At 70.5% G+C, this 21,877-nt stretch carries 18 protein-coding genes; 16 read left to right on the top strand and 2 right to left on the bottom strand.

The window, feature by feature from the left end:
* Nucleotides 1-2 precede the first annotated feature (2 nt).
* Nucleotides 3-1,181 (bottom strand): type VII secretion protein EccE, encoded by a 1,179-nt coding sequence (gene eccE / locus RCP38_RS15385; protein ID WP_308473792.1) that lies wholly within the window; start codon nt 1,179-1,181, stop codon nt 3-5.
* A 252-nt stretch (nt 1,182-1,433) separates the two neighbouring features.
* Here eccE and RCP38_RS15380 point away from each other — a divergent pair, with 252 nt between their 5' ends.
* The 16 genes from RCP38_RS15380 (at nt 1,434) to RCP38_RS15305 (ending at nt 20,294) form a co-directional block, all read left to right on the top strand.
* On the top strand, nt 1,434-3,791 hold the full coding sequence (locus RCP38_RS15380; RefSeq protein ID WP_308477337.1) for an arylsulfatase: 2,358 nt from the start codon (nt 1,434-1,436) through the stop codon (nt 3,789-3,791).
* Nucleotides 3,792-3,795: 4 nt separating this feature from the next.
* Nucleotides 3,796-4,668, top strand: a complete 873-nt coding sequence (locus RCP38_RS15375) for a formylglycine-generating enzyme family protein (RefSeq protein ID WP_308473791.1) — start codon at nt 3,796-3,798, stop codon at nt 4,666-4,668.
* A gap of 289 nt (nt 4,669-4,957) precedes the next feature.
* On the top strand, nt 4,958-5,326 hold the full coding sequence (rplN, locus tag RCP38_RS15370; RefSeq protein ID WP_085137394.1) for a 50S ribosomal protein L14: 369 nt from the start codon (nt 4,958-4,960) through the stop codon (nt 5,324-5,326).
* Nucleotides 5,327-5,644: a 50S ribosomal protein L24 gene (gene rplX / locus RCP38_RS15365; protein ID WP_024440401.1), complete on the top strand. Its 318-nt coding sequence runs from the start codon at nt 5,327-5,329 to the stop codon at nt 5,642-5,644. It begins immediately after the preceding gene.
* A gap of 2 nt (nt 5,645-5,646) precedes the next feature.
* Entirely contained in the window at nt 5,647-6,210 is a 564-nt protein-coding gene (gene rplE / locus RCP38_RS15360) for a 50S ribosomal protein L5 (protein WP_308473790.1), read from the top strand.
* Nucleotides 6,211-6,214: 4 nt separating this feature from the next.
* Nucleotides 6,215-6,400, top strand: a complete 186-nt coding sequence (locus RCP38_RS15355) for a type Z 30S ribosomal protein S14 (protein ID WP_024440399.1) — start codon at nt 6,215-6,217, stop codon at nt 6,398-6,400.
* Nucleotides 6,401-6,419: 19 nt separating this feature from the next.
* A complete protein-coding gene (gene rpsH, locus RCP38_RS15350; protein ID WP_013830245.1) occupies nt 6,420-6,818 on the top strand; it encodes a 30S ribosomal protein S8 in 399 nt (132 codons plus the stop codon).
* 13 nt (nt 6,819-6,831) lie between these two features.
* On the top strand, nt 6,832-7,371 hold the full coding sequence (gene rplF, locus RCP38_RS15345; RefSeq protein ID WP_308473789.1) for a 50S ribosomal protein L6: 540 nt from the start codon (nt 6,832-6,834) through the stop codon (nt 7,369-7,371).
* Nucleotides 7,372-7,373: 2 nt separating this feature from the next.
* A complete protein-coding gene (rplR, locus tag RCP38_RS15340) occupies nt 7,374-7,781 on the top strand; it encodes a 50S ribosomal protein L18 (RefSeq protein ID WP_308473788.1) in 408 nt (135 codons plus the stop codon).
* A 34-nt stretch (nt 7,782-7,815) separates the two neighbouring features.
* Nucleotides 7,816-8,505, top strand: a complete 690-nt coding sequence (gene rpsE, locus RCP38_RS15335) for a 30S ribosomal protein S5 (protein WP_308473787.1) — start codon at nt 7,816-7,818, stop codon at nt 8,503-8,505.
* 2 nt (nt 8,506-8,507) lie between these two features.
* Nucleotides 8,508-8,690, top strand: a complete 183-nt coding sequence (rpmD, locus tag RCP38_RS15330; RefSeq protein WP_046318378.1) for a 50S ribosomal protein L30 — start codon at nt 8,508-8,510, stop codon at nt 8,688-8,690.
* A complete protein-coding gene (gene rplO / locus RCP38_RS15325) occupies nt 8,687-9,127 on the top strand; it encodes a 50S ribosomal protein L15 (protein ID WP_308473786.1) in 441 nt (146 codons plus the stop codon). Before rpmD ends, rplO begins: the two co-directional genes overlap by 4 nt.
* Nucleotides 9,128-9,383: 256 nt before the next feature.
* On the top strand, nt 9,384-16,595 hold the full coding sequence (locus RCP38_RS15320; RefSeq protein ID WP_308473785.1) for a PGRS repeat-containing protein: 7,212 nt from the start codon (nt 9,384-9,386) through the stop codon (nt 16,593-16,595).
* A gap of 93 nt (nt 16,596-16,688) precedes the next feature.
* The gene (locus RCP38_RS15315) at nt 16,689-18,110 is read left to right on the top strand and encodes a PPE family protein (RefSeq protein ID WP_308473784.1); all 1,422 of its coding nucleotides are present in this window, start codon (nt 16,689-16,691) and stop codon (nt 18,108-18,110) included.
* 25 nt (nt 18,111-18,135) lie between these two features.
* Nucleotides 18,136-19,902 (top strand): signal peptide peptidase SppA, encoded by a 1,767-nt coding sequence (sppA, locus tag RCP38_RS15310; RefSeq protein WP_308473783.1) that lies wholly within the window; start codon nt 18,136-18,138, stop codon nt 19,900-19,902.
* 86 nt (nt 19,903-19,988) lie between these two features.
* A complete protein-coding gene (locus RCP38_RS15305) occupies nt 19,989-20,294 on the top strand; it encodes a DUF732 domain-containing protein (RefSeq protein WP_308473782.1) in 306 nt (101 codons plus the stop codon).
* 297 nt (nt 20,295-20,591) lie between these two features.
* Here RCP38_RS15305 and RCP38_RS15300 read toward each other — a convergent pair whose 3' ends face one another.
* Nucleotides 20,592-21,842, bottom strand: a complete 1,251-nt coding sequence (locus RCP38_RS15300) for an HNH endonuclease signature motif containing protein (RefSeq protein ID WP_308473781.1) — start codon at nt 21,840-21,842, stop codon at nt 20,592-20,594.
* Nucleotides 21,843-21,877 lie beyond the last annotated feature (35 nt).

Genomic DNA, 21,877 nt, shown 5'->3' with positions numbered 1-21,877 from the left:
GGTCACGCCGGGATCTTGATGCGCACCGGAGTTCGGGGCGCCTCGGATCCCAGCGGCACCTGCAGATCGTGATCGTCGAGCCGGATTCCTGGTACCGCCAGGGTCCGGCTCGTCGGCGTTGGAAGACTTGTTCGCAGCGCCGTCAACTGGCGGCCGGTGAGGCGATTCAATCCGGCGTAGACCTTCCGTCGCAGCCGGCGGTCGCTGTGATAGCGCACCAGAACGGCGACCTCCGGCCGGCCGTGGCCGGCGGTGAGTCGCACCGTCAGCACCGTCGTGGCGGTCGCCGGTAGCCACAGCCGTTCCAGATTTGCCGAGTTGATATCGCGCGGGGACATCCAGAACGTGGCCGCGAACTGCTTGGGCCCGTTGTGTTTCCGCTGTTTGAGCCGCCGTTGACTGCGGCGGAGGTGGTCGGGCTGCAGACCGGCCAGGACGGCCGCGTCCACCCGGTCGAATTCCTCGATCGTCAGGATCCGGGCGTCGATGTGCCGCTCGACCAGATCGTGGGCGAGGCGTTCGGTGGCGGCCGCCAGCGTCGCGGCCACCGAGTCACGTGCCGCGATCGCGTCGGCGTTGCGCATCGGATCCATCCGCAGGACCACCCAGTTCTCCCGACGTCCGGGTGGAAGTGCGGCCGCGCCCTGCGCGGTGTCGGGCTGCTCGCCCGTGCTCTCCTCGGTTGCCACCGAGACGATGTCGATGCCGTCGAGCCGTACATCGAACTGTCGCAGACCGGCGGCGATCAGCTGGGCGGGCAGTGTCGGCTCGGACTCCGGTCCGCGGCGATGACGCCCGGCGGATTCGGCCGGCGGTGGGGCAACGGCGATGACCGAGACCACCCGTCCCCGGTGCCCGCGCATGCCGACCACGGCGCGGCCATAGCGTCGCCGATGGTCGAAGCCGGTGGCCCGGCCTTCGGTGAGCAGTGTTGCCGGAACTGCGAATCGATCGGCCAGCCGGGCCGCCATGATCGCCGTCAGCGCCACCCGCCGATGGGTGATCAAGGCGGCCGTGGTGACCATCCCCGCGACGGCGGCACCCGCCCACCAGGCGGTTGAGGGCGCGGCCAACGATGTCGGCCAGCGGCGGGCCAGCGACAGGATGCCGATGTCGAGTAGGAAGACCGTCGTGACGCGCAGCCAGCCCAAGCTCAGCCCGAAGGAGTGCTGGGCCCTCACCGCGGTGTCCGTTTCATGGTTCCCCCCAGAACATCCCCGACCTACGCGGTGGGCGGATGCCCGCTGCAACGCCCGACCAAACATCCCCCGGGCTACCGCGCCGGGACCGCTTTGATCAGCGATGACCGCCGGCCGCGACGGGGGAGTGCGGCAGCCCTGGGCGCGGTGCGCGCCGTCGGCGGTGCGAACCCTGCCGCATCGGTGCCGGACCGGTATTCTCATCCGTTCCGGGGGCCGACAGTGGAGTGGGCGATGGTGGATTCGACGGGTTTCACAGGCAAGATCAATCTCGATATCCGGGACTCGGAGCCGGACTGGGGCCCGTTCGCGGCGCCCACGGCCCCCGACGGGGCGCCCAATGTGCTCTATCTGGTCTGGGACGACACCGGGATCGCCACCTGGGACTGCTTCGGTGGGTTGGTGGAGATGCCCACGATGAGCCGGATCGCCGAGCGCGGTGTCCGGCTGTCGCAGTTCCACACCACCGCGCTGTGCTCGCCGACCCGGGCGTCGCTGTTGACCGGACGCAACGCTACCAGCGTCGGTATGGCCACCATCGAAGAATTCACCGACGGGTTCCCCAACTGCAGCGGCCGCATCCCGTTCGAGACCGCGCTACTCAGTGAGGTGCTCGCCGAGCAGGGCTGGAACACATTCTGTGTCGGCAAGTGGCATCTGACCCCGTTGGAGGAATCCAACATGGGCGCCACCCGGCGGCACTGGCCCACCCAACGCGGATTCGAACGGTTCTACGGGTTCCTCGGGGGAGAGACCAACCAGTGGTACCCGGACCTGGTCTACGACAACCATCCCGTCGCACCCCCGGCCACGCCCGAAGACGGCTACCACCTGTCGAAGGACATCGCCGAGAAGACAATCGAATTCATCCGCGACGCCCAGACCGTCGCTCCCGGAAAGCCCTGGTTCGGCTATGTCTGCCCCGGTGCCGGACACGCCCCGCACCATGTGTTCACCGAATGGGCCGACCGCTACGCCGGGCGTTTCGACATGGGCTACGAGAAGTACCGGGAGATCGTGCTGGCCAACCAGAAGCGACTGGGCCTGGTACCCGCCGACACCGAACTCTCCGAGCTCAATCCGTACGCCGACGTCACCGGCGCCGACGGACAGTCGTGGCCGCTGCTGGACACCGTCCGGCCGTGGGACAGCCTCGACGACTCCGAGAAGCGGCTGTTCGCCCGGATGGCCGAGGTGTTCGCCGGATTCCAGAGCTACACCGATGCGCAGATCGGCCGGATCCTGGACTACCTGGAGGAGTCCGGGCAGCTCGACAACACCATCGTCGTGGTGATCTCCGACAACGGGGCCAGCGGCGAGGGCGGACCGAACGGGTCACCGAACGAGAACAAATTCTTCAACGGCTACATCGACTCCGTTGAAGAGGCGATGAAGCTCTTCGACGAACTGGGCGGGCCGGAGACCTACAACCACTACCCGGTCGGGTGGGCGATGGCGTTCAACACGCCCTACAAGCTCTACAAGCGCTACGCATCCCACGAAGGCGGCATCGCCGATCCCGCGATTGTCAGCTGGCCCAACGGAATCGCCGCCCGTGGCGAAGTCCGGGACACCTATGTCAACGTCTGCGACGTGACACCGACCGTCTACGACCTGCTGGACATCACCCCGCCCGAAACAGTGCGGGGTGTCGCGCAGCGGCCGCTGGAAGGCGTCAGCTTCAAAGCCGCCCTGATGGATCCGGCGGCCGACACCGGCAAGGACACCCAGTTCTACTCCATGCTCGGTACTCGCGGGATCTGGCACCGGGGCTGGTTCGCCAACACCGTGCATGCCGCGACGCCGTCGGGCTGGAGTCACTTCGACCAGGACCGCTGGGAGCTCTACCACATCGCCGAGGACCGCAGCCAATGCCGCGATCTGGCGGCCGAACACCCCGAGAAACTCGAAGAACTCAAGGCACTGTGGTTCGCCGAGGCCGACAAATACGGTGGACTGCCGCTGGCCGATCTGAACATCCTGGAGATGACGGCCCGCCAGCGGCCGTATCTGTCCGGCGACCGGACCAGCTACATCTACTACCCGCACACTGCCGAAGTGCCGCTGGGCGCGTGCGTCGAACTGCGCGGCCGCTCGTTCTCGGTGCTGGCCCGGGTCACCATCGACTCCGCCGACGCCGAAGGAGTGTTGTTCAAACAGGGCGCGCGGCACGGTGGTCACGCATTGTTTGTGCAGGACGGTCGGCTGCACTACGTCTACAACTTCCTCGGGGAACGGGAGCAGTGGTTGTCGTCGCCGGACGCCGTTCCCCTGGGGCAGCACACTTTCGGCTTCCGGTTCGAACGCTCCGGCACCGTCGCGGGCAGCCATACCCCGCTGGGTGCCGGCTCGCTCTACGTCGACGACACGGTGGTCGCCACGTTGCCCGACATGGTCACCCAGCCGGCCGCCTTCGCGTTGGCCGGCGGCGGCGTGAGCGTCGGGCGCAACACCGGCCAGGCGGTGTCCTCGGCGTATCGGTCGCCGTACACCTTCACCGGCGGCACGATCGCCGATGTGGCCGTGGACGTCAGCGGCGAGCCGTATCTGGATGCGAAAAGCAGCCTGGCGGCGGCATTTTCGCGGGACTGACACCATGTTGACGGAACTCGTCGACCTGCCGGCAGGCATCTTCCGGATGGGGTCGACGAGTTTCTACCCCGAAGAGGCGCCGATCCACACCGCGTCGGTAGCGCCGTTCGCGATGGAGCGGCATCCGGTCACCAACGCCCAATACGCCGAATTCGTCGCCGCCACAGGTTATCTGACCGTCGCCGAACAAGAACTCGATCCCGACGTCTACTCCGCGGAGCCGATCGAGTCGGGCGCCCTGGTCTTCACCCCCACCGACGGTCCGGTGGATCTGCGCGATTGGCGCCGGTGGTGGCGCTGGGTGCCCGGCGCCAGTTGGCGACACCCGCACGGCCCGGCCAGCGGCGTCGAGGACAAGCCGGATCACCCGGTGGTGCAGGTGGCCTATCCCGACGCCGCCGCCTACGCCCGGTGGGCCGGGCGACGGCTACCGAGCGAGGCCGAATGGGAGTACGCGGCACGGGCCGGGGCTGCGACGACCTACGCCTGGGGTGAGGAGGAGAAGCCGGGCGGGGTGTTGATGGCCAACACCTGGCAGGGCGCCTTCCCCTACCGCAACGAGGGTGCGCTGGGCTGGGTCGGGACGTCGCCGGTAGGTACCTTTGCGCCCAACGGCTGGGGGCTGCTCGACCTGATCGGCAACGTCTGGGAATGGACGACCACCGAATTCTCCGCGCACCACCGGCCGACCGCACCGCCGAAGGCCTGCTGCGCGCCGACCGGCCCCGCCGATCCGCGCATCACCCAGACCCTCAAGGGCGGTTCACACCTGTGCGCGCCGGAGTACTGCCATCGCTACCGGCCCGCGGCGCGGTCGCCGCAGTCGCAGGACACCGCCACCAGCCATATCGGTTTCCGCTGCGCGGTGGATCGGTAGTCGGTGAGGGCCCTGCCGAGCGTGCGCACTTGTACGTTTTGGCGCGGCGTGTCGTGTGCAGACACGCACGTTCGCGAGGAGGAGGCGCGCGCGTTCGCGGGGGGTGAAGTGCACGGATTTGGTGCTGGGGGCGGTGTCGCCTAAGCTCTAGGGGTTGCTGTGGGCAGACCTCGGCCAGCGTGAGTTGGCCCTGCGTGCTCATCGGGAACAAGAAGACCATGCACGACCGGGGAGATTCCGGCATGTCAACAGTCATGTCGCGGGTCGTTCCAATTACTGAGGAGATCTGGTGATTCAGCAGGAATCGCGGTTGAAGGTCGCCGACAACACGGGCGCCAAGGAGATCTTGTGCATCCGTGTGCTCGGCGGCTCGTCGCGGCGATACGCCGGCATCGGTGATGTCATCGTCGCAACCGTCAAGGACGCCATCCCGGGCGGCAACGTCAAGCGGGGTGATGTCGTCAAAGCCGTCGTGGTGCGCACCGCCAAGGAGCGTCGCCGCGCCGACGGAAGCTACATCAAGTTCGACGAGAACGCGGCCGTGATCATCAAGGCCGACAACGACCCGCGCGGTACTCGTATCTTCGGGCCGGTCGGCCGCGAGCTGCGCGAGAAGAAGTTCATGAAGATCGTGTCGCTGGCACCGGAGGTGTTGTAGATGAAGGTCCACAAGGGCGACACCGTCCTGGTCATCGCCGGCAAGGACAAGGGTGCCAAGGGCAAGGTCCTGCAGGCGTTCCCCACCCGTAACCGGGTGCTGGTCCAGGGCGTCAACCGGATCAAGAAGCACGTCGCGAACTCGGCCAACCAGGCCGGTGCATCCTCGGGCGGGATCGTCACTCAGGAAGCGCCGATCCACGTCTCGAACGTGATGGTCGTCGACTCCGACGGTCAGCCGACCCGCATCGGTTACCGCGTGGACGCCGAATCGGGCAAGAAGGTTCGCGTCTCCAAGCGCAACGGCAAGGACATCTAGAGATGACGACTGCAGAAAAGATCCAGCCTCGGCTGAAGGTCAAGTATCGCGAAGAGATCCGCGATGCGCTCAACAAAGAGTTCAACTACGCCAACGTGATGCAGATCCCGGGCGTGGTAAAGGTCGTGGTGAACATGGGCGTCGGCGAAGCCGCCCGGGACGCCAAGCTGATCAACAACGCGGTCAGCGACCTGGCTGCGATCACCGGCCAGAAGCCGGAGATTCGCAAAGCCCGCCTGTCCATCGCGCAGTTCAAGCTGCGTGAGGGGATGCCGATCGGCGCTCGGGTCACCCTGCGCGGTGACCGGATGTGGGAGTTCCTGGACCGCCTCACCGCGATCGCCCTGCCGCGTATCCGTGACTTCCGTGGGCTCTCGCCCAAGCAGTTCGACGGCTCCGGCAACTACACCTTCGGCCTCGCCGAGCAGTCGATGTTCCACGAGATCGACGTGGACTCCATCGACCGCCCGCGGGGGATGAACATCACCGTCGTCACCTCGGCGACCAACGACGACGAAGGACGAGCGCTGCTGCGGGCTCTCGGCTTTCCGTTCAAGGAGAACTGACCATATGGCTAAGAAGGCGTTGGTTATCAAGGCGGCTCGCAAGCCCAAGTTTGCGGTGCGCGCCTACACCCGCTGCAACAAGTGCGGCCGCCCCCGCGCGGTGCTCCGGAAGTTCGGCCTGTGCCGAATCTGCCTGCGCGAAATGGCGCACGCCGGCGAGCTGCCCGGTGTGCAGAAGAGCAGCTGGTGAGGGTGGAGGAGCAGCCTAAATGACTATGACGGATCCCATCGCGGACTTCTTGACCCGTCTGCGTAACGCCAACTCGGCGTACCACGACGAGGTGACCCTGCCGCACTCGAAGATCAAGGCCAACATCGCCGAGATCCTCAAGCGCGAGGGTTACATCACCGACTACCACGTCGAAGACGCCCGGGTGGGCAAGGCGCTGGTAGTGAACCTCAAGTACGGCCCGAACCGGGAGCGCAGTCTCGCCGGTCTGCGCCGGGTGTCCAAGCCGGGCCTGCGGGTCTACGCAAAGTCGACCAACCTGCCTCGGGTGCTCGGCGGCCTGGGCGTGGCGATCATCTCCACGTCCTCGGGTCTGCTGACCGATCGTCAGGCGGCCAGGCAGGGCGTGGGCGGCGAAGTCCTCGCGTACGTGTGGTGAGGGAGTAGCAGACATGTCGCGTATTGGTAAGCAGCCGGTCCCGGTTCCCGCCGGGGTCGACGTGACCATCGATGGTCAGAACGTTTCGGTCAAGGGACCCAAGGGCACCCTGGAGCTGGCGGTGGCCGAGCCCATGAGTGTCTCCCGCAACGAGGACGGCGCCATCGTGGTGACCCGGCCCGACGACGACCGGCGCAACCGGTCCCTGCACGGCCTGAGCCGCACCTTGCTGGCCAACCTGGTCACCGGTGTGTCCGAGGGTTACGTCCGCAAGATGGAGATCTTCGGCGTCGGTTACCGTGTCGCGCTCAAGGGCAGTGACCTGGAGTTCGCGCTCGGCTACAGCCACCCGGTGCTGATCAAGGCTCCGGAGGGCATCACCTTCGCGGTGGAGACGCCCACCAAGTTCTCGGTCTCGGGCATCGACAAGCAGAAGGTCGGTCAGATCTCGGCGAACATCCGCCGTCTGCGCCGTCCCGACCCCTACAAGGGCAAGGGCGTGCGCTACGAGGGTGAGCAGGTTCGCCGCAAGGTCGGAAAGACAGGTAAGTAGTCATGGCGCAATCACAAGCAGCCCCCACGGTCCGCAAGCCCGTCGGGCAGAACATCTCCGAGGTGCGGCGCGTTCACCGGATTCGTCGTCATGCACGGCTGCGCAAGAAGGTGTCCGGCACCGCCGAGCGCCCGCGCCTGGTGGTCAACCGTTCCGCGCGGCACATCCACGTGCAGCTGGTGGACGACCTGGCCGGCCACACCCTGGCTGCCGCCTCGTCGATCGAGGCGGACGTGCGGGCGGTGGACGGCGACAAGAAGGCCCACAGCGTTCGGGTCGGTCAGCTGATCGCCGAGCGTGCCAAGGCGGCCGGTGTTACGGACGTGGTCTTCGACCGCGGCGGGTACAGCTACGGCGGGCGGATCGCGGCACTGGCCGACGCTGCGCGCGAGGGCGGATTGAACTTCTGATGACTGACGTGAAGATGACTGGAAGGACCGCATGATGGCGGAGCAGCCGACAGGGGCCTCCTCGGCAGGTCCCGACACGGGCAGCCGCAGCGACAACCGCGACAACCGTGACAACCGGGGCGGCCGTGGTGGCCGCGACGGTGGTCGCGGGGGCCGCGACAACCGCGACGGCGACAAGAGCAACTACCTGGAGCGCGTCGTCGCGATCAACCGGGTTTCGAAGGTGGTCAAGGGTGGCCGCCGGTTCAGCTTTACCGCGCTGGTGATCGTCGGTGACGGTCACGGCCTGGTGGGCGTCGGTTACGGCAAGGCCAAGGAAGTGCCCGCCGCGATCGCCAAGGGTGTCGAAGAGGCGCGTAAGGGCTTCTTCCGGGTGCCGCTGATCGGTGGCACCATCACCCATCCGGTGCAGGGTGAAGCCGCTGCCGGTGTGGTGTTCCTGCGTCCGGCCAGCCCCGGTACCGGTGTGATCGCCGGTGGCGCGGTGCGTGCCGTGCTGGAATGCGCCGGTGTGCACGACATCCTGTCCAAGTCGCTGGGCAGCGACAACGCGATCAACGTGGTGCACGCCACCGTTGCCGCGCTGAAGATGCTGCAGCGTCCCGAAGAGGTGGCGGCCCGTCGTGGCCTGCCCATCGAAGATGTGGCGCCGGCCGCGATGCTCAAGGCGCGCCGGGAGAGCGAAGCGCTGGCCGCCAGTGCTGCGCGGGAAGGCACGGCGTAACCATGGCAAACCTGAAGATCACGCAGGTCCGCGGCACCATCGGTGCACGCTGGAAGCAGCGCGAGAGCCTGCGTACCTTGGGCCTGCGCAAGATCCGCCAATCGGTGGTGCGTGAGGACAACCCGCAGACCCGTGGTCTGATCCGGGTCGTTCACCACCTCGTGCATGTGGAGGAAGCCGAATGACCATCAAGTTGCACGACCTGCGCCCCGCGCCCGGGTCGAACACCAAGAAGACCCGTGTCGGTCGTGGTGAGGGCTCCAAGGGTAAGACCGCGGGCCGTGGCACCAAGGGCACCAAGGCCCGGAAGAACGTTCCGGTCCGGTTCGAGGGTGGGCAGATGCCGATCCACATGCGGTTGCCCAAGCTGAAGGGCTTCCGCAACCGGTTCCGCACCGAGTACGAGGTCGTCAACGTCGGCGACATCAGCCGGTTGTTCCCGGAGGGCGGCACCATCGGTGTCGACGAGCTGGTGGCCAAGGGCGCGGTTCGGAAGAACACCCTGGTCAAGGTGCTCGGCGACGGCAAGCTGACGGTCAAGGCCGACATCACCGCGCACAAGTTCAGCGGCAGTGCCCGGGACAAGATCACCGCAGCCGGAGGCACCGCCACCGAGCTGTGAAGTCGGTCTGCATAGGTCGACATTAGTTTAGAAAAACGCACCCCGCATCGATTGCGGGGTGCGTTTTTGTATTTGCTGACGTTTTGGTGCACCGCGTCAAAAATTAAACATTGCTATGACGTTCACAGCCTTATATAACGATCATAGGCACGAGTGATCTAGATCACTCGCCCACGTCGTACTTCGAGGAAGGCATGGGCATATGAGTCGTCGGTTGCGTTCAGGTTCCGGGCGGCGAACTGCCTCTCGACGCGTAGTGGGCACTGGCGGCGCGGTCGCGGCTTTCCTCGCAATCGGACTCACACCATTTGCTGGGCTACCTCCCGCGGCCGCCGACTTCGGTTTCGATGACGTCCTGGACTGGTTCGGCCTGGACCTCGACGCCGATACAGGACTCTCCGATTCCGGCGTCTACTCCTGGCCGGCCGACGCCGGAAACCTGGCCGAGCAGTTCCACACCGACATGTGGCTGCCCCTGCACGCGCAGCTCGAAGCGTGGATCGCCAGCCCGTTCGGCTCCCAGGTCAACGACGTGATCAACGACCTGCTCGAGCCGTTCACGCTGCCCGGCTTCTGCGGGATCATCTGCGACGGTGCCGACGGCACAGCCGAACACCCCGATGGCGAAGGCGGCGGGTTGTTCTTCGGCGACGGCGGTGCGGGCTGGAACAGCACCGAAGCCGGAGTCGCGGGCGGTAACGGCGGCGCGGCCGGCGGGCTGGGCAACGGTGGTGACGGCGGTGCCGGCGGGTATGGCGCCGACGGCGGGGCCGGCGGTGCCGGCGGCGAATGGATGGGTGACGGCGGTAGCGGGGGCGACGGTGGGGCCGCGGCCATCATCGACGGCGTGCTGTTGGTCGCCGGTAACGGTGGTGACGGCGGCGGATCCGGCCATGTCCAGGACTTCTTCGGGATGGGCGCGGCCGGCAACGGCGGCAACGGCGGCAACGGCGGTGCCGGGCTGTCCGGTGCGGCGGGTAGCAACTCCACGTCCGCCGGCGCCGACGGCGGCAACGGCGGCAACGGCAGCGCCGGCGGCAAGGGCGGTGCGGGGGGCGTGGGATCGCTGTGGCTCGGCGACGGGGGCCGGGGCGGCAACGGTGGAGCCGGCGGCGACGGTGGCACCGGCGGGGCAGGGTATAGCGGGGCGGACGGAACGTTCGCCGGTGGCGGCGACGGCAACGGCGGCAGCGGTACCAACGGTGGCCACGGCGGTGACGGGGGGCGCGGTGGCGAGGCCGGTGCCGGGGGCGCCGGAGCGGCACTGTTCGGCACATCGGGTGCGGACGGCACTGCCGGCACCGACGGCAGGGGCGGCGCAGGCGGCAACGGCGGCAACGGCGGTACGGGGGCCGACGGTGCGGCGGGCGCAGCTGGCGACGTCGACGATCCGGACGGCACCGACGGTGCGAACGGCGGCAACGGCGGTGACGCCGGCCTCGGCGGCGCGGGCGGAACCGGTGGGGACGGGGTGATCGCCGCCGACGGCGACAACGGCCGGGCAGGTGCCGGCGGCAACGGCGGCAGCGGCGGCGACGGGAGTGCAGGGATCGCCGGAACCGCCACCGATCCGAACGGAACGGCGGGCGGCCAGGGCGGCGCCGGGGGCAACGGTGGACAGGGCGGCGAGGAGGCCGACGGTGTCACCCGGGCCGCCGACGGTAACGGTGGGGCCGGGGGCACCGGTGGCAACGGCGGTGCGGGCTACGACCCGTCGACGGACCCCGCGGCGCAACCCGGGACGTCGGGCGGTGCCGGGGGTGCCGGAGGCGACGGCGGTGCGGGCGGGCTCGGCGCATCCGGCGGCGTGGGAGGCAACGCGGGCTCCGGCGGCCGCGGCGGTGACGGGACAACGGGGCTGGCCGGGCTGGCCGGGACCGAGGCCGGCGATGCCGGAACCGACGGCGGGGCCGGCGGCAACGGCGGGACCGGTGGCGACGGGGGCACCGGCGGTAACGGCGGGGCGGCGACCTCGGTCACCGGGACCGCCGGCGCCAACGGCGACGGCGGCGACGGTGGCGCGGGAGGCAGCGCGGCAGCGGGCGGAGTCGGCGGCGACGGGGCCGCGGGCGACGCCACCAACCGCGACGGCGGCAGCGGCGGCGCGGCGGGCGACGCCGGCAGCGCCGGGTCCGGTGGTGCTGGCGGTGCGGCCGGTACCGGGGGCGCGTCCGGTACCGGGCAGGCCGGCAATGCCGGCGCGGACGGCACCGACCCCGACCCCGGAGACACCCGCGGCGGTAACGGCGGTGCAGGCTTCAGTTCGACCACCCCGGGCGTCGCCGGCGGGGCCGGCGGCGCCGGGGGAAGCGGCGGTACCCGCGGTGACGGCGGTGACGGCGGGGCGGGCGGCGACGGCGGACAGGACGCGGCGGGCGGCGCCGGCGGGACCGGCGGTGACGGCGGTTCCGAAGCCGGGAACGGTGGCACGGGCGGCGCCGGCGGAGCCGGGCAGGGCACCGGTGACGGCGGCGACGGTGGTGACGGCGGCGATGCGGGTGCCGTCGGGGACGGCGGACACGGTGGCGACGGCGGTGATGGCACCGGGATCGGCGGCAGCACCGGCGGACACGGCGGTGACGGAGGTGACGGCGGCGAAGAGAGCGGCGACGGCGGTGAAGCCGGAGACGGCGGAGCCAACGGCGGCAGCGGTGGCAACGGCGGCGACGCCCTGGGCAGCGGCAACGGTGGTGACGGCGGCGACGGCACGGCGGGCGCCACCGGTGCCGACGGTGTCGACGCGATACTGCCCGGCGCGGCGGGCGGCGCGGGTCTGGTGGGCCAGGCCGGCGGTACCGGAGGTGCGGGCGGAGTCGGTTCCGGCGCGGGCAATCACGGCGGCAAGGGAGGTTCCGGCGCTACCGGCGGCAACGGTGGCGACGGCGGCGACGGCGCGACCGGTGCCGCGGGCAGCTTCCTCGACGGCGGTACCGGCGACGGTGGCGCCGGTGGTGCCGGCGGCAGCGGCGGCGCCGGGGGCGCCGGGGGATCGGGTGGCACCGGAGGCCAGGGCATCAACGGTGCTACCGCGGGCCTGCAGGGTGACGGTGGCAACGGCGGTGACGGCGGCGACGCCGGAGTGGCCGCCGATGGCGGCGAAGCCGCCGACGGCACCGCGGATCACCATGACGGCGGCAACGGCGGCGCCGGTGGCGCGCTCGGCGCGGCCGGGGCGGGCGGGGCCGGCGGCGACGGTGCCACCGCGGGTGCCGAGGGACAGGACGGCGCCGGGCCGAGCGGGCCGCAGGGCAACGGCGGCGCCGCCGGCGACGGCTACGACGCGGCCGCCGATCCCACCGCGGACGCGGGAACCTCCGGCGGCAACGGCGGTACCGGTGGCGATGCTTCCGCACTCGGCACCGGCGGTTCGGGTGGCAACGGTGGAAACGGTGCGGCGGGCGCTCGCGGTGACGACGGGGCCACCGATGGTGCCGATGGCGACACCGGCGGTTCCGGCGGTAACGGAGGCAACGCGGGTGCCGGCGGAACCGGCGGTGCGGGCGACGGTGTTGATGGGGTGGCGGGTCGTGGTGGTGCTGGTGGTCGTGGTGGTGATGGTGCTGCTGGTGGGGTGGGTGCGGCGTCGACGCAGGTGGGGGTTGCTGGTGGGGCGGGTCAGGATGGTGGTGCCGGTGGTGATGGGGGTGCTGGTGGTGCGGGTGGTCTGAATGCTGATGGGTCTGCCAGTGGTTTTGATGGTGTGCAGGGTGCTGGTGGTGACGGTGGCGATGGTGGTGTGGGTGGTCGCGGTTTCGATGGTGGTGCCGGTGGTGTGGGTGCGGCCGGGGATGACGGGGTCGATGGGTCGGCGACGGTGGCGAGTACGGCGGGTACGGCCGGTGGGGTGGGGTTGACCGGTGGGGCGGGTTCGGCTGGTGGTGTCGGGGGTGCTGGTGGTGCGGCGGGTCACGGTTTCACCGATGGGGTGCAGGGGCTCGGTGGTGTCGGTGGTGTCGGGGGTAACGGTGGTCGGGGTGGCACCGGTGGTGTCGGTGGTGATGGTGGCGATGGGTATGACGCGGCGTCTGATGTGAGTGCGGTGCCGGGCACTGATGGTGGTGATGGTGCCGTAGGTGGTGTGGGTGGCGCCGGGGGTGCTGGTGGTGCGGCGGGTGCTGGTGGTGCCGGGGGTATGGGTCGGGAGGGTCAGGCCGCGGCCGGGGCGTCCGGAACGGTGGGAGACCAGGGCGCCGGCGGGGCCGGCGGCAATGGCGGGTCCGGCGGGGACGGGGCTGTGGGTGCTCGCGGTGACGATGGGGCCACCGATGGTGCCGATGGTGACACCGGTGGTGTCGGCGGTGCTGGTGGAGATGCCGCGGCGGGCGGGCTCGGCGGACTCGGGGCCGGCGGGGTGCGCGGCGACAGCGGTGTTGATGGGGTGGCGGGTCGTGGTGGTGCTGGTGGTCGTGGTGGTGATGGTGCTGCTGGTGGGGTGGGTGCGGCGTCGACGCAGGTGGGGGTTGCTGGTGGGGCGGGTCAGGATGGTGGTGCCGGTGGTGATGGGGGTGCTGGTGGTGCGGGTGGTCTGAATGCTGATGGGTCTGCCAGTGGTTTTGATGGTGTGCAGGGTGCTGGTGGTGACGGTGGCGATGGTGGTGTGGGTGGTCGCGGTTTCGATGGTGGTGCCGGTGGTGTGGGTGCGGCCGGGGATGACGGGGTCGATGGGTCGGCGACGGTGGCGAGTACGGCGGGTACGGCCGGTGGGGTGGGGTTGACCGGTGGGGCGGGTTCGGCTGGTGGTGTCAGGGGTGCTGGTGGTGCGGCGGGTCACGGTTTCACCGATGGGGTGCAGGGGCTCGGTGGTGTCGGTGGTGTCGGGGGTAACGGTGGTCGGGGTGGCACCGGTGGTGTCGGTGGTGATGGTGGCGATGGGTATGACGCGGCGTCTGATGTGAGTGCGGTGCCGGGCACTGATGGTGGTGATGGTGCCGTAGGTGGTGTGGGTGGCGCCGGGGGTGCTGGTGGTGCGGCGGGTGCTGGTGGTGCCGGGGGTATGGGTCGGGAGGGTCAGGCCGCGGCCGGGGCGTCCGGAACGGTGGGAGACCAAGGAGCCGGCGGTGACGGCGGTACCGGTGGTAAGGGCGGCAACGGTGCCGCGGGCGGAACCGGGGAAGCCGGCCTCGACGGCGACATCGGCACGCCCGGTACCGGCACCTCGATCAACGGCGGGACCGGCGGGACCGGCCACACCGGCGACCAGGGCCTGACCGGCGGCAAGGGTGGTAGCGGCGGGCAGGGTGGCGCCGCGGGAACCGGGTCCACCCGAGGTAATGCCGGCGCGGGCGGCCAGGGCGGGGACGGCGGCACAGGCGGTATGGGCGGCACCGGTGGCAACGGCGGCAACGGTGGCGACGGCTACGACCAGGTCGGCACCACCGGGCTGTCCGGCGGCAACGGCGGCATCGGCGGTCAGGGCGGCGCCGGCGGGCAGGGCGGCGTCGGCGGTGCAGCGGGTACCGGCGGTCTGGACGGGGACGGCCTCAACCCTGCCGCGTCGGGAACCGCCGGAGACACCGGGGAACAGGGCGTCGGCGGCAACGGCGGGCAAGGCGGTGCCGGCGGTGACGGCGCGACCGGCACCACCGGTAACAACGGCGGCACCGGGAACACCGGGGCCACCGGTGTCGTCGGAAACACCACCGGCGGCACCGGCGGCGTCGGCGGTGACGGCATCAACGGCGGCACCGGCGGTAACGGCGGCACCGGCGGCCAAGGTGGCGCCGCCGGCATCGGATCCACCAACGGCACCGTCGGCGACGGAGGTCAGGGCGGCAATGCCGGTAACGGAGGTCAGGGCGGCGACGGCGGCCGAGGCGGCACAGGCGGCACCGGCTACTCCCCGACAGCGGCCAACGGTGCCAACGGTGGCGACGGCGGCACGGGCGGTGTCGGCGGCAACGCTGGCCACGGCGGCGCAGCCGGTACCGCCGGTCAAGGTGGTCTCAACGGCGCCGGCGCCGACCAGGCCGCCTCCGGTACCGGCGGCACCGCCGGTGGTGACGGCCACGCCGGTGTCGGCGGCGACGGCGGTACCGGCGGTCAGGGCGGGCAGGGCACCGCCGGCACGACAACGCAGGCCGCCGGGACCGGCGGCAAGGGCGGTACCGGCGGCACCGGTGGGTTGGGCGGCCTGGAAACCGACAACGCCACCCGCGCACAGCAGGGTGACGGCGGCACCGGCGGAACGGGCGGCACCGGTGGCACGGGCGTCGCGGGGGCGGATGGCGCCAACGGCCCCATCCTCGGACTGTTGCCGGCGGAATCCGGCAAAGCCGGTGGTGCCGCTGGAGGCGGTGGTATCGGTGGCACCGGCGGCAGCGGCTACAACGCGGGTGACGGCGGCGTCGGTGGCGTCGGTGGCACCGGTGGCACCGGCGGTGATGGCGGCGACGCGCTACTGGGAGTTGCGGGCCTGCTCGGGCCGGGCAACGGGGCCACCGGTGGTGCCGGTGGAGTCGGTGGTATCGGTGGTGTTGCCGGGACAGCCCTCGGCGGCACCGATGGTCTCAACGGCGCCGGTGGCAATGGTGGGGTCGGCGGGGTGGGAGGTGACGCCGGTTCCACGTTGGCCGGAGTCGCGTCGACCGCCACCGCCGGCACCGGTGGGGCCGGTGGCGTCGCGGGCGTCGGCGGCGGCAGCGGTGCAGACCAGGGGGCCGCCGGTGTCGGCGGTACCGGCGGCCAGGGCGGTCAGGGCTCGGAGGGCTTCATCGCCAACGCCCTGGGCGGCCTCGGCGGTGACGGCGGTCAGGGCGGTGCCGCGGCCGATCAGGCGGGCAGCGTCGGCGGTACCGGCGGGCAGGGCGGCAGTGGTGGCGGCGGCCTGGTCAGCGGCGTCGCCGGCGGTGACGGCGGCAAGGGCGGCGCCGGCGGTGCCGCGGCCGACCAGACCGGCAGCATCGGCGGTACCGGTGGTCAAGGCGGTACCGGCGCCGACTCGGTGGTCGGTGCACTCGGCGGCACCGGCGGTCAAGGCGGTACCGGGGGAGCTGCCGGTGACGCGGCGGGCAGCAACGGCGGCACCGGCGGGCAGGGCGGTACCGGCGGCAGCGCCGTGGTGGGCGCACTCGGGGCGGGCGACGGCGGTGACGGCGGTACCGGTGGCGCCGCCGGATCGGTCGCGGGCAGCACCGGCGGTACCGGTGGCCAGGGCGGTGACGGCGGCGCCGGATTGGCGAACGTGATCGTCGGCGGCGACGGCGGTGACGGCGGTGACGGCGGCTCGGGTACCGCGCCGGGAACGGTCGGCGGTGATGGCGGCCTGGGCGGCACCGCAGGACCCGGCCTGCTCAACCTCCTCGGGGGCAGCGGCGGCGACGGTGGCGACGGCGGCGACGGCGGAGCCCTCGGCGGCACCGGAGGGGACGGCGGCACCAACAGCCACGGTGCGGCCGGTGACCCCGGTGCGGGTCCGAGTGGTCAAAACGGTGGAGCCGGTGGTGACGGGGCGCCCGGCGGCTTGCTCTAATCCAACCCTTCCGGCACCTGGTGACGGCCATTCTTGTACGGTCGGTACGAGTAGTGGGTCACGAAAAGGTGTGAGGGCGAGGTTGCGAGGGCGATGGATTTCGGGCTGGTGCCACCGGAGATCCAATCTGTCCTGATGTACTCCGGCCCCGGTCCCGGGCCCATCGCCACAACCGCGGCGGCGTGGGAAGCACTCGCTGCCGAACTGGATGCGGCGGCAGCATCCTATGAGGCACTGATCGCCGACCTGTCCAGCACCTCCTGGCGGGGCATGGCCTCCGAACAGATGGCAAGTGCCATCGCACCGTATCTGGCCTGGATGCGCGCCACCGCCGCCCAAGCGGTCGAGACCGCCACACAGGTCAGAGCAGGCACGGCCGCCTACGAAGCGGCCTTCGCGGCCACCGTCCCGCCGGCAGCCGTCGAGGCGAACAAGGCCGAGCTGATCGCGCTGATCGCGACGAACATCTTCGGGCAGAACACCGCTGCGATCGCCGCCAACCAGGCCGAATACGCCGAGATGTGGGCCCAGGACGCCGCGGCGATGTACGGGTACGCCGCGGCGGCGGCCACCGCCACCCGATTGACGTCGTTCACGTCTCCTCCACCGGCCGCCGACGGCGCCGATGACACCGCACCCGTCACCGATGCCGCCGGTGCCGGTCAGGGTGCGCTGCAGCAAGGCATGCAGGCCGTCCCCCAGATGCTGCAGCAGCTAGCGCTTCCGGCGCAGGCGGGTGCCGCCGAAGCCGTGGTGGACGACCTGGTGGCGGGCAATGTCGCCACCGGCACCGCCGTGTCGGGACTCAGCCTGGGCTCGGCCTATCACGGGGCCATCAGCAGCGTGAACTTCTTCCAACGGATGGCCACCCAGTTCGTCAGCCAGTTCTCCACCAGCAACGCGCCGACCACGACCGACATCATGGAGCGGGTGAACCGGATCGGGCTCGCCACCGGGGCGATCGATCCGAGCGAGTTGGAACAGGAGATGCACGGCGGCCGTCTCGGACTGGGCGGTTTCGGCGACTGGCGCAATTGGGAGCACTGGCTGCGCGGCCTCGGCTCGGGACTGGGCAAAGCCTTCCTCAGCGCGCACACCGGCCAGGCGTCGACCGTCGGGGTGCTCTCGGTGCCCCCCAGCTGGACCGCGGTTCCGCCGGAGCTGCAGCTGGCCGCACTCGAGATTCCCGAGGCAGCCGTCGCGTCCGCGCCGGCGGTGTCCGACGGCCCGGGCGTCGGGGTGGGCAATCTGGTCGCCGCCACCGCCGCGGCGGGCATGGCCGGTCGTGCGTTGGCGGGTACGGTCGGGGGCCGCGAAACCACCGCGGGCCGCGACCGGGTGAAGCAACCGGCGTCTGCCGACGAGTCGACCGCCACCGTGGCCGAAATCCGGGAACGCGCGGAACTACTGCGTGAACTGGGCGACCTGCGTGAGGCCGGATTGCTCAGCGACGCCGAATTCATGGAGCAGAAGCGGCAGGTGATCAACGCCGCCGGTCAACGCCGCGGCCGCTGACCCCGCCGCCGGTAGGCTCGGATTCATGTTCTCCCTGCTCCCCGGTGTACCCAGCCTGGATGATCTGCGCGGCGTCGCCCGGCGCATCGACACCGCCCGGCATCACGGTGTGCCCGACGGCGTCATCCTCGAACTCGACCTGCAGGAGCTGCCGCACGAGACCAGTTCCTTCGACCCGCTGGCACTGCTCCGATCCGGCGGCCGCCCGCCGGTGCTTCGGGACGTGGTGGCCGCGATTCACCGCGCCGCCGAGGACCCGCGGGTCGCCGGGCTGATCGCCCGGGTGCAGCTTTCCTCGGCCGCCGCGGGACCGGTACAGGAACTGCGGGCCGCGATCGCCGAATTCACCGCGGCCAAACCGTCGTTGGCCTGGGCCGAAACCTACCCGGGCACACTGGCCTACTACCTGGCCTCGGCGTTCGGGGAAGTCTGGATGCAGCCGTCGGGCACGCTCGGCCTGATCGGCTTCGCCACCAACGCGACGTTCCTGCGCACCGCCCTGGGCAAAGCCGGCATCGAAGCCCAGTTCGTCGCCCGCGGTGAGTACAAGTCCGCGGCCAACCTGTTCACCCAGGACTCCTACACCGACGCCCACCGCGAGGCCGACACCGCGCTGGTGGAGAGCCTGCACGCCCAAGTGCGCGCAGCCGTCGCCGAATCCCGCGGGCTCGAGCCGACCGTCGTGGACGCCCTGGCCGACAAGGCCCCGTTGCTGCGGGACGACGCGGTGTCGTCCGGCCTCGTCGACCGGATCGGATTCCGCGACGAGGCCTACAACCGGATCGCCGAACTCGCCGGTGCCGAGGGCATCACCAGCGCCGATGCCGACGGCGCCCCGCCGCGCCTGTACCTGTCGCGCTACGCCGGAACAGACGGGCCGCGGCCCGGCCTGCCCGGACGCAAACCCAAATCGACCATCGCCGTGGTGACCGTCGCCGGGGCCATCGTCAGCGGATCCGGCGGGCCGCAGCTGTCGCCGATGGGCAACCGCAACGTCGGCGGCGACACCATTGCGGCAGCCCTGCGTGAAGCCGCCGCCGACGACGACGTCGCCGCGATCGTGCTGCGGGTGGACAGTCCGGGAGGTTCGGTCACCGGATCGGAGACCATCTGGCGGGCCGTGCAGCAGGCTCGTGACGCCGGCAAGCCGGTGGTGGCCTCGATGGGTGCCGTCGCCGCCTCCGGCGGCTACTACATCTCGGCCGGCACCGACACCATCGTGGCCAACCCCGGCACCATCACCGGATCCATCGGGGTGGTGACCGGAAAACTGGTCGCCCGGCAGCTCAAAGACCGCCTCGGCGTCGGCACCGACGCGGTGCGCACCGGAGCCAACGCCGACGCCTGGTCGATCAACACCCCGTTCACCGCGGAGCAGCAGGGCCAGGTCGAGACCGAAGCCGACCTGTTCTACAACGATTTCGTGGAGCGGGTCGCCCAAGGGCGCAACCTGTCCACCGACGCGGTCGACGCGGTGGCCCGCGGGCGGGTCTGGACCGGCGCCGACGCCGCGGAACGCGGGCTCGTCGACGAACTCGGCGGCCTACGTACCGCGGTGCGACGCGCCAAGGTACTGGCCGGGATCGACCCCGACACCAAGGTCCGCATGGTGTCCTATCCGGGATCGTCCTGGTTGGAGTTCGTCCGACCCCGTCCGTCGTCGCAGCCCTCGGCCGCGCTCTCCGATGCGGTCGGCGGACTGCTGGTGCGGTCGCTGACCGGCATCGTCGACCAGGTCGAACGCTCGGTCAACGGTGCCCACGTGCTGTGGCTGGGGGAGTCGCGCTGGTAGCGCGTGTAACCCAGAATCAACAATTCGCTCCGGGACAGTAAAAGCTCGGTAACGCGCCCTTAACGCACCGCCCGCATGCTATAGCCATGAAACGGTTACTGCTGCTGGCAGGTCTGAGTGCGATGGTCGGTTTGGCCGCCCCCGCTCACGCCGCGCCCACCGGTATCGACGGTGACTTCCTGTCCACCCTGTCGGGTGCCGGGTTGAGCCACCGGGCCAGTGACCAGGCCACCGTCTCGGCCGGCCGCGCCGTCTGCCAGCTGATGGACGCCGGCCTGTCCCCGATGGACACCGTCGTCGCGGTGCAGGCCACCAACCCCGGATTCACCATTCAGACCGCCGGGCAGTTCGCCGCCATCTCCACCGCGCACTACTGCCCGCAGTACATGTAAGTCTTCTCCCCGCGAGCAGTTCCCCGCACGCGGGAGGTGCCCCAGCCCAGGCCCCCGATTCCGTCGCGAATCGGGGGTCTGAGCGTCTGTTCAGCCAACGTTGGTCGGCGCGGTGAACCTACTCCCACAGCGGCAGCCCCCTCAGCGCTGGTCGGCCCGAGGCCGGGTTGCCCATGGACAGCAGAGTGTGAACGGGAGGACTCCGTATCAGATCTGAGCGTGCTCAAAGAGAACGTCTGGACTGCAACGCAATACGCGAAATTCGTCGAAGTCGTCTGTTTGCGGATGCGGCAACTGCTAGTCGGTCGGCGGTGGGGGTTGGGGTTGGAAGGGTGGGTACCACCACCAGTCGGCTCTTTCGCCGGTGGGGCCGGGGTAGGGCGGGACTGCCGGGGGTGGGGTGGTGGGTGTTCGGGCCAAAGATCCCGGTTGTAGGGGGTGGCCGTTGTCGTCGGTGACGGTGAGGTGTTCGGCGGGGCCGGTGATGGTGATCAGGCCGCGGTGGTGTTGGCGGTGGTGGTAGGGGCAGACCAGGACCAGGTTGGACAGGTCGGTGGGGCCGCCGTCTTCCCAGTGGACGATGTGGTGGGCGTGTAGGCCGGCGGTGGCTCCGCAGCCGGGGATCACGCAGGTGCGGTCACGGTGTTCCAGGGCGCGGCGTAGTCGTCGGCCCACGGTGCGGGTGTTGCGGCCGGCGCCGATGACGCGGCCGTGGCGTTGGAACCAGACTTCGCAGGTGGCATCGCAGGTCAGGTACTGCCGCTCGGGATCGGAGAGCAGCGGGCCCAGGTGCAGGCCGGCCAGGTGGGTGTCGGCGTCGACGTGCACGACGACGGTGGTGCGTTGGCCGTGGGGGCGGCGCCTGGCTTCGGTGTCCCAACCGCTTTCGATCAACCGCAGGAAGGCGTCGATGGTGGTGGGCATCGGGGGGTGCTGCCCGGTGCTGTCCGCACCGGCGTCGAGGTCGTGTTTCCAGGTGGTGATCAGGGCGTCGCGGTGGGACTGCAGGGCGGCGTCGAGCATGGCCGATTCGGGGTGCGGCAATCGGATGCGCCAGGTGTCGTATTCGGTGTCACTGGTTTTGCTGATCGCCGGTGTGGGGTCGGGTGTGGGGCCGGGGTCGGGGCGGGGTTCGAGTTTGATCGCGGTCCGCAGTTGGGAGACGGTGGCCACCGAGGCGAGTTCGGCGTAGTGGTCGTCGGAGCCGTCGGCGGCGCGTTCGGCGATGACTGCGACCTGGTCCAGGGACAGGCGTCCTTCGCGTAGCTCGTGGGTGCAGCGGGGGAACTCCGGTGTGCGGTGTGCCACGGCGGCGATCGCGTGGGCGTTGCCCGGTGAGCTGCCGGTCTTCCAGGCCACCAGGGCGGCAATCGAGCGGGCTCCGGTGGCGCCCCACAGGCCGTCGTGGTCGATCTCGGCGACGATGTCGACGATGCGGCCATCGATGGCATTGCGCTGCCCACACAACTGCGACAGTTCCTCGAACAACGCGTCAAGACGTTCGGCGGGAGACGCTTTCGCGTTAGCCGAAGTCGCTATCGAGGACATACTCAGAGCATGCCACCGGGGTACGACAAGTTTTG

This window comes from Mycolicibacter sp. MU0083, assembly GCF_963378075.1.
GTDB classification, from domain to species: domain Bacteria; phylum Actinomycetota; class Actinomycetes; order Mycobacteriales; family Mycobacteriaceae; genus Mycobacterium; species Mycobacterium kokjensenii.
The sequence above is the reverse complement of the archived record's forward strand: the minus strand, read 5'-3'. Positions and strand labels throughout refer to the sequence as shown.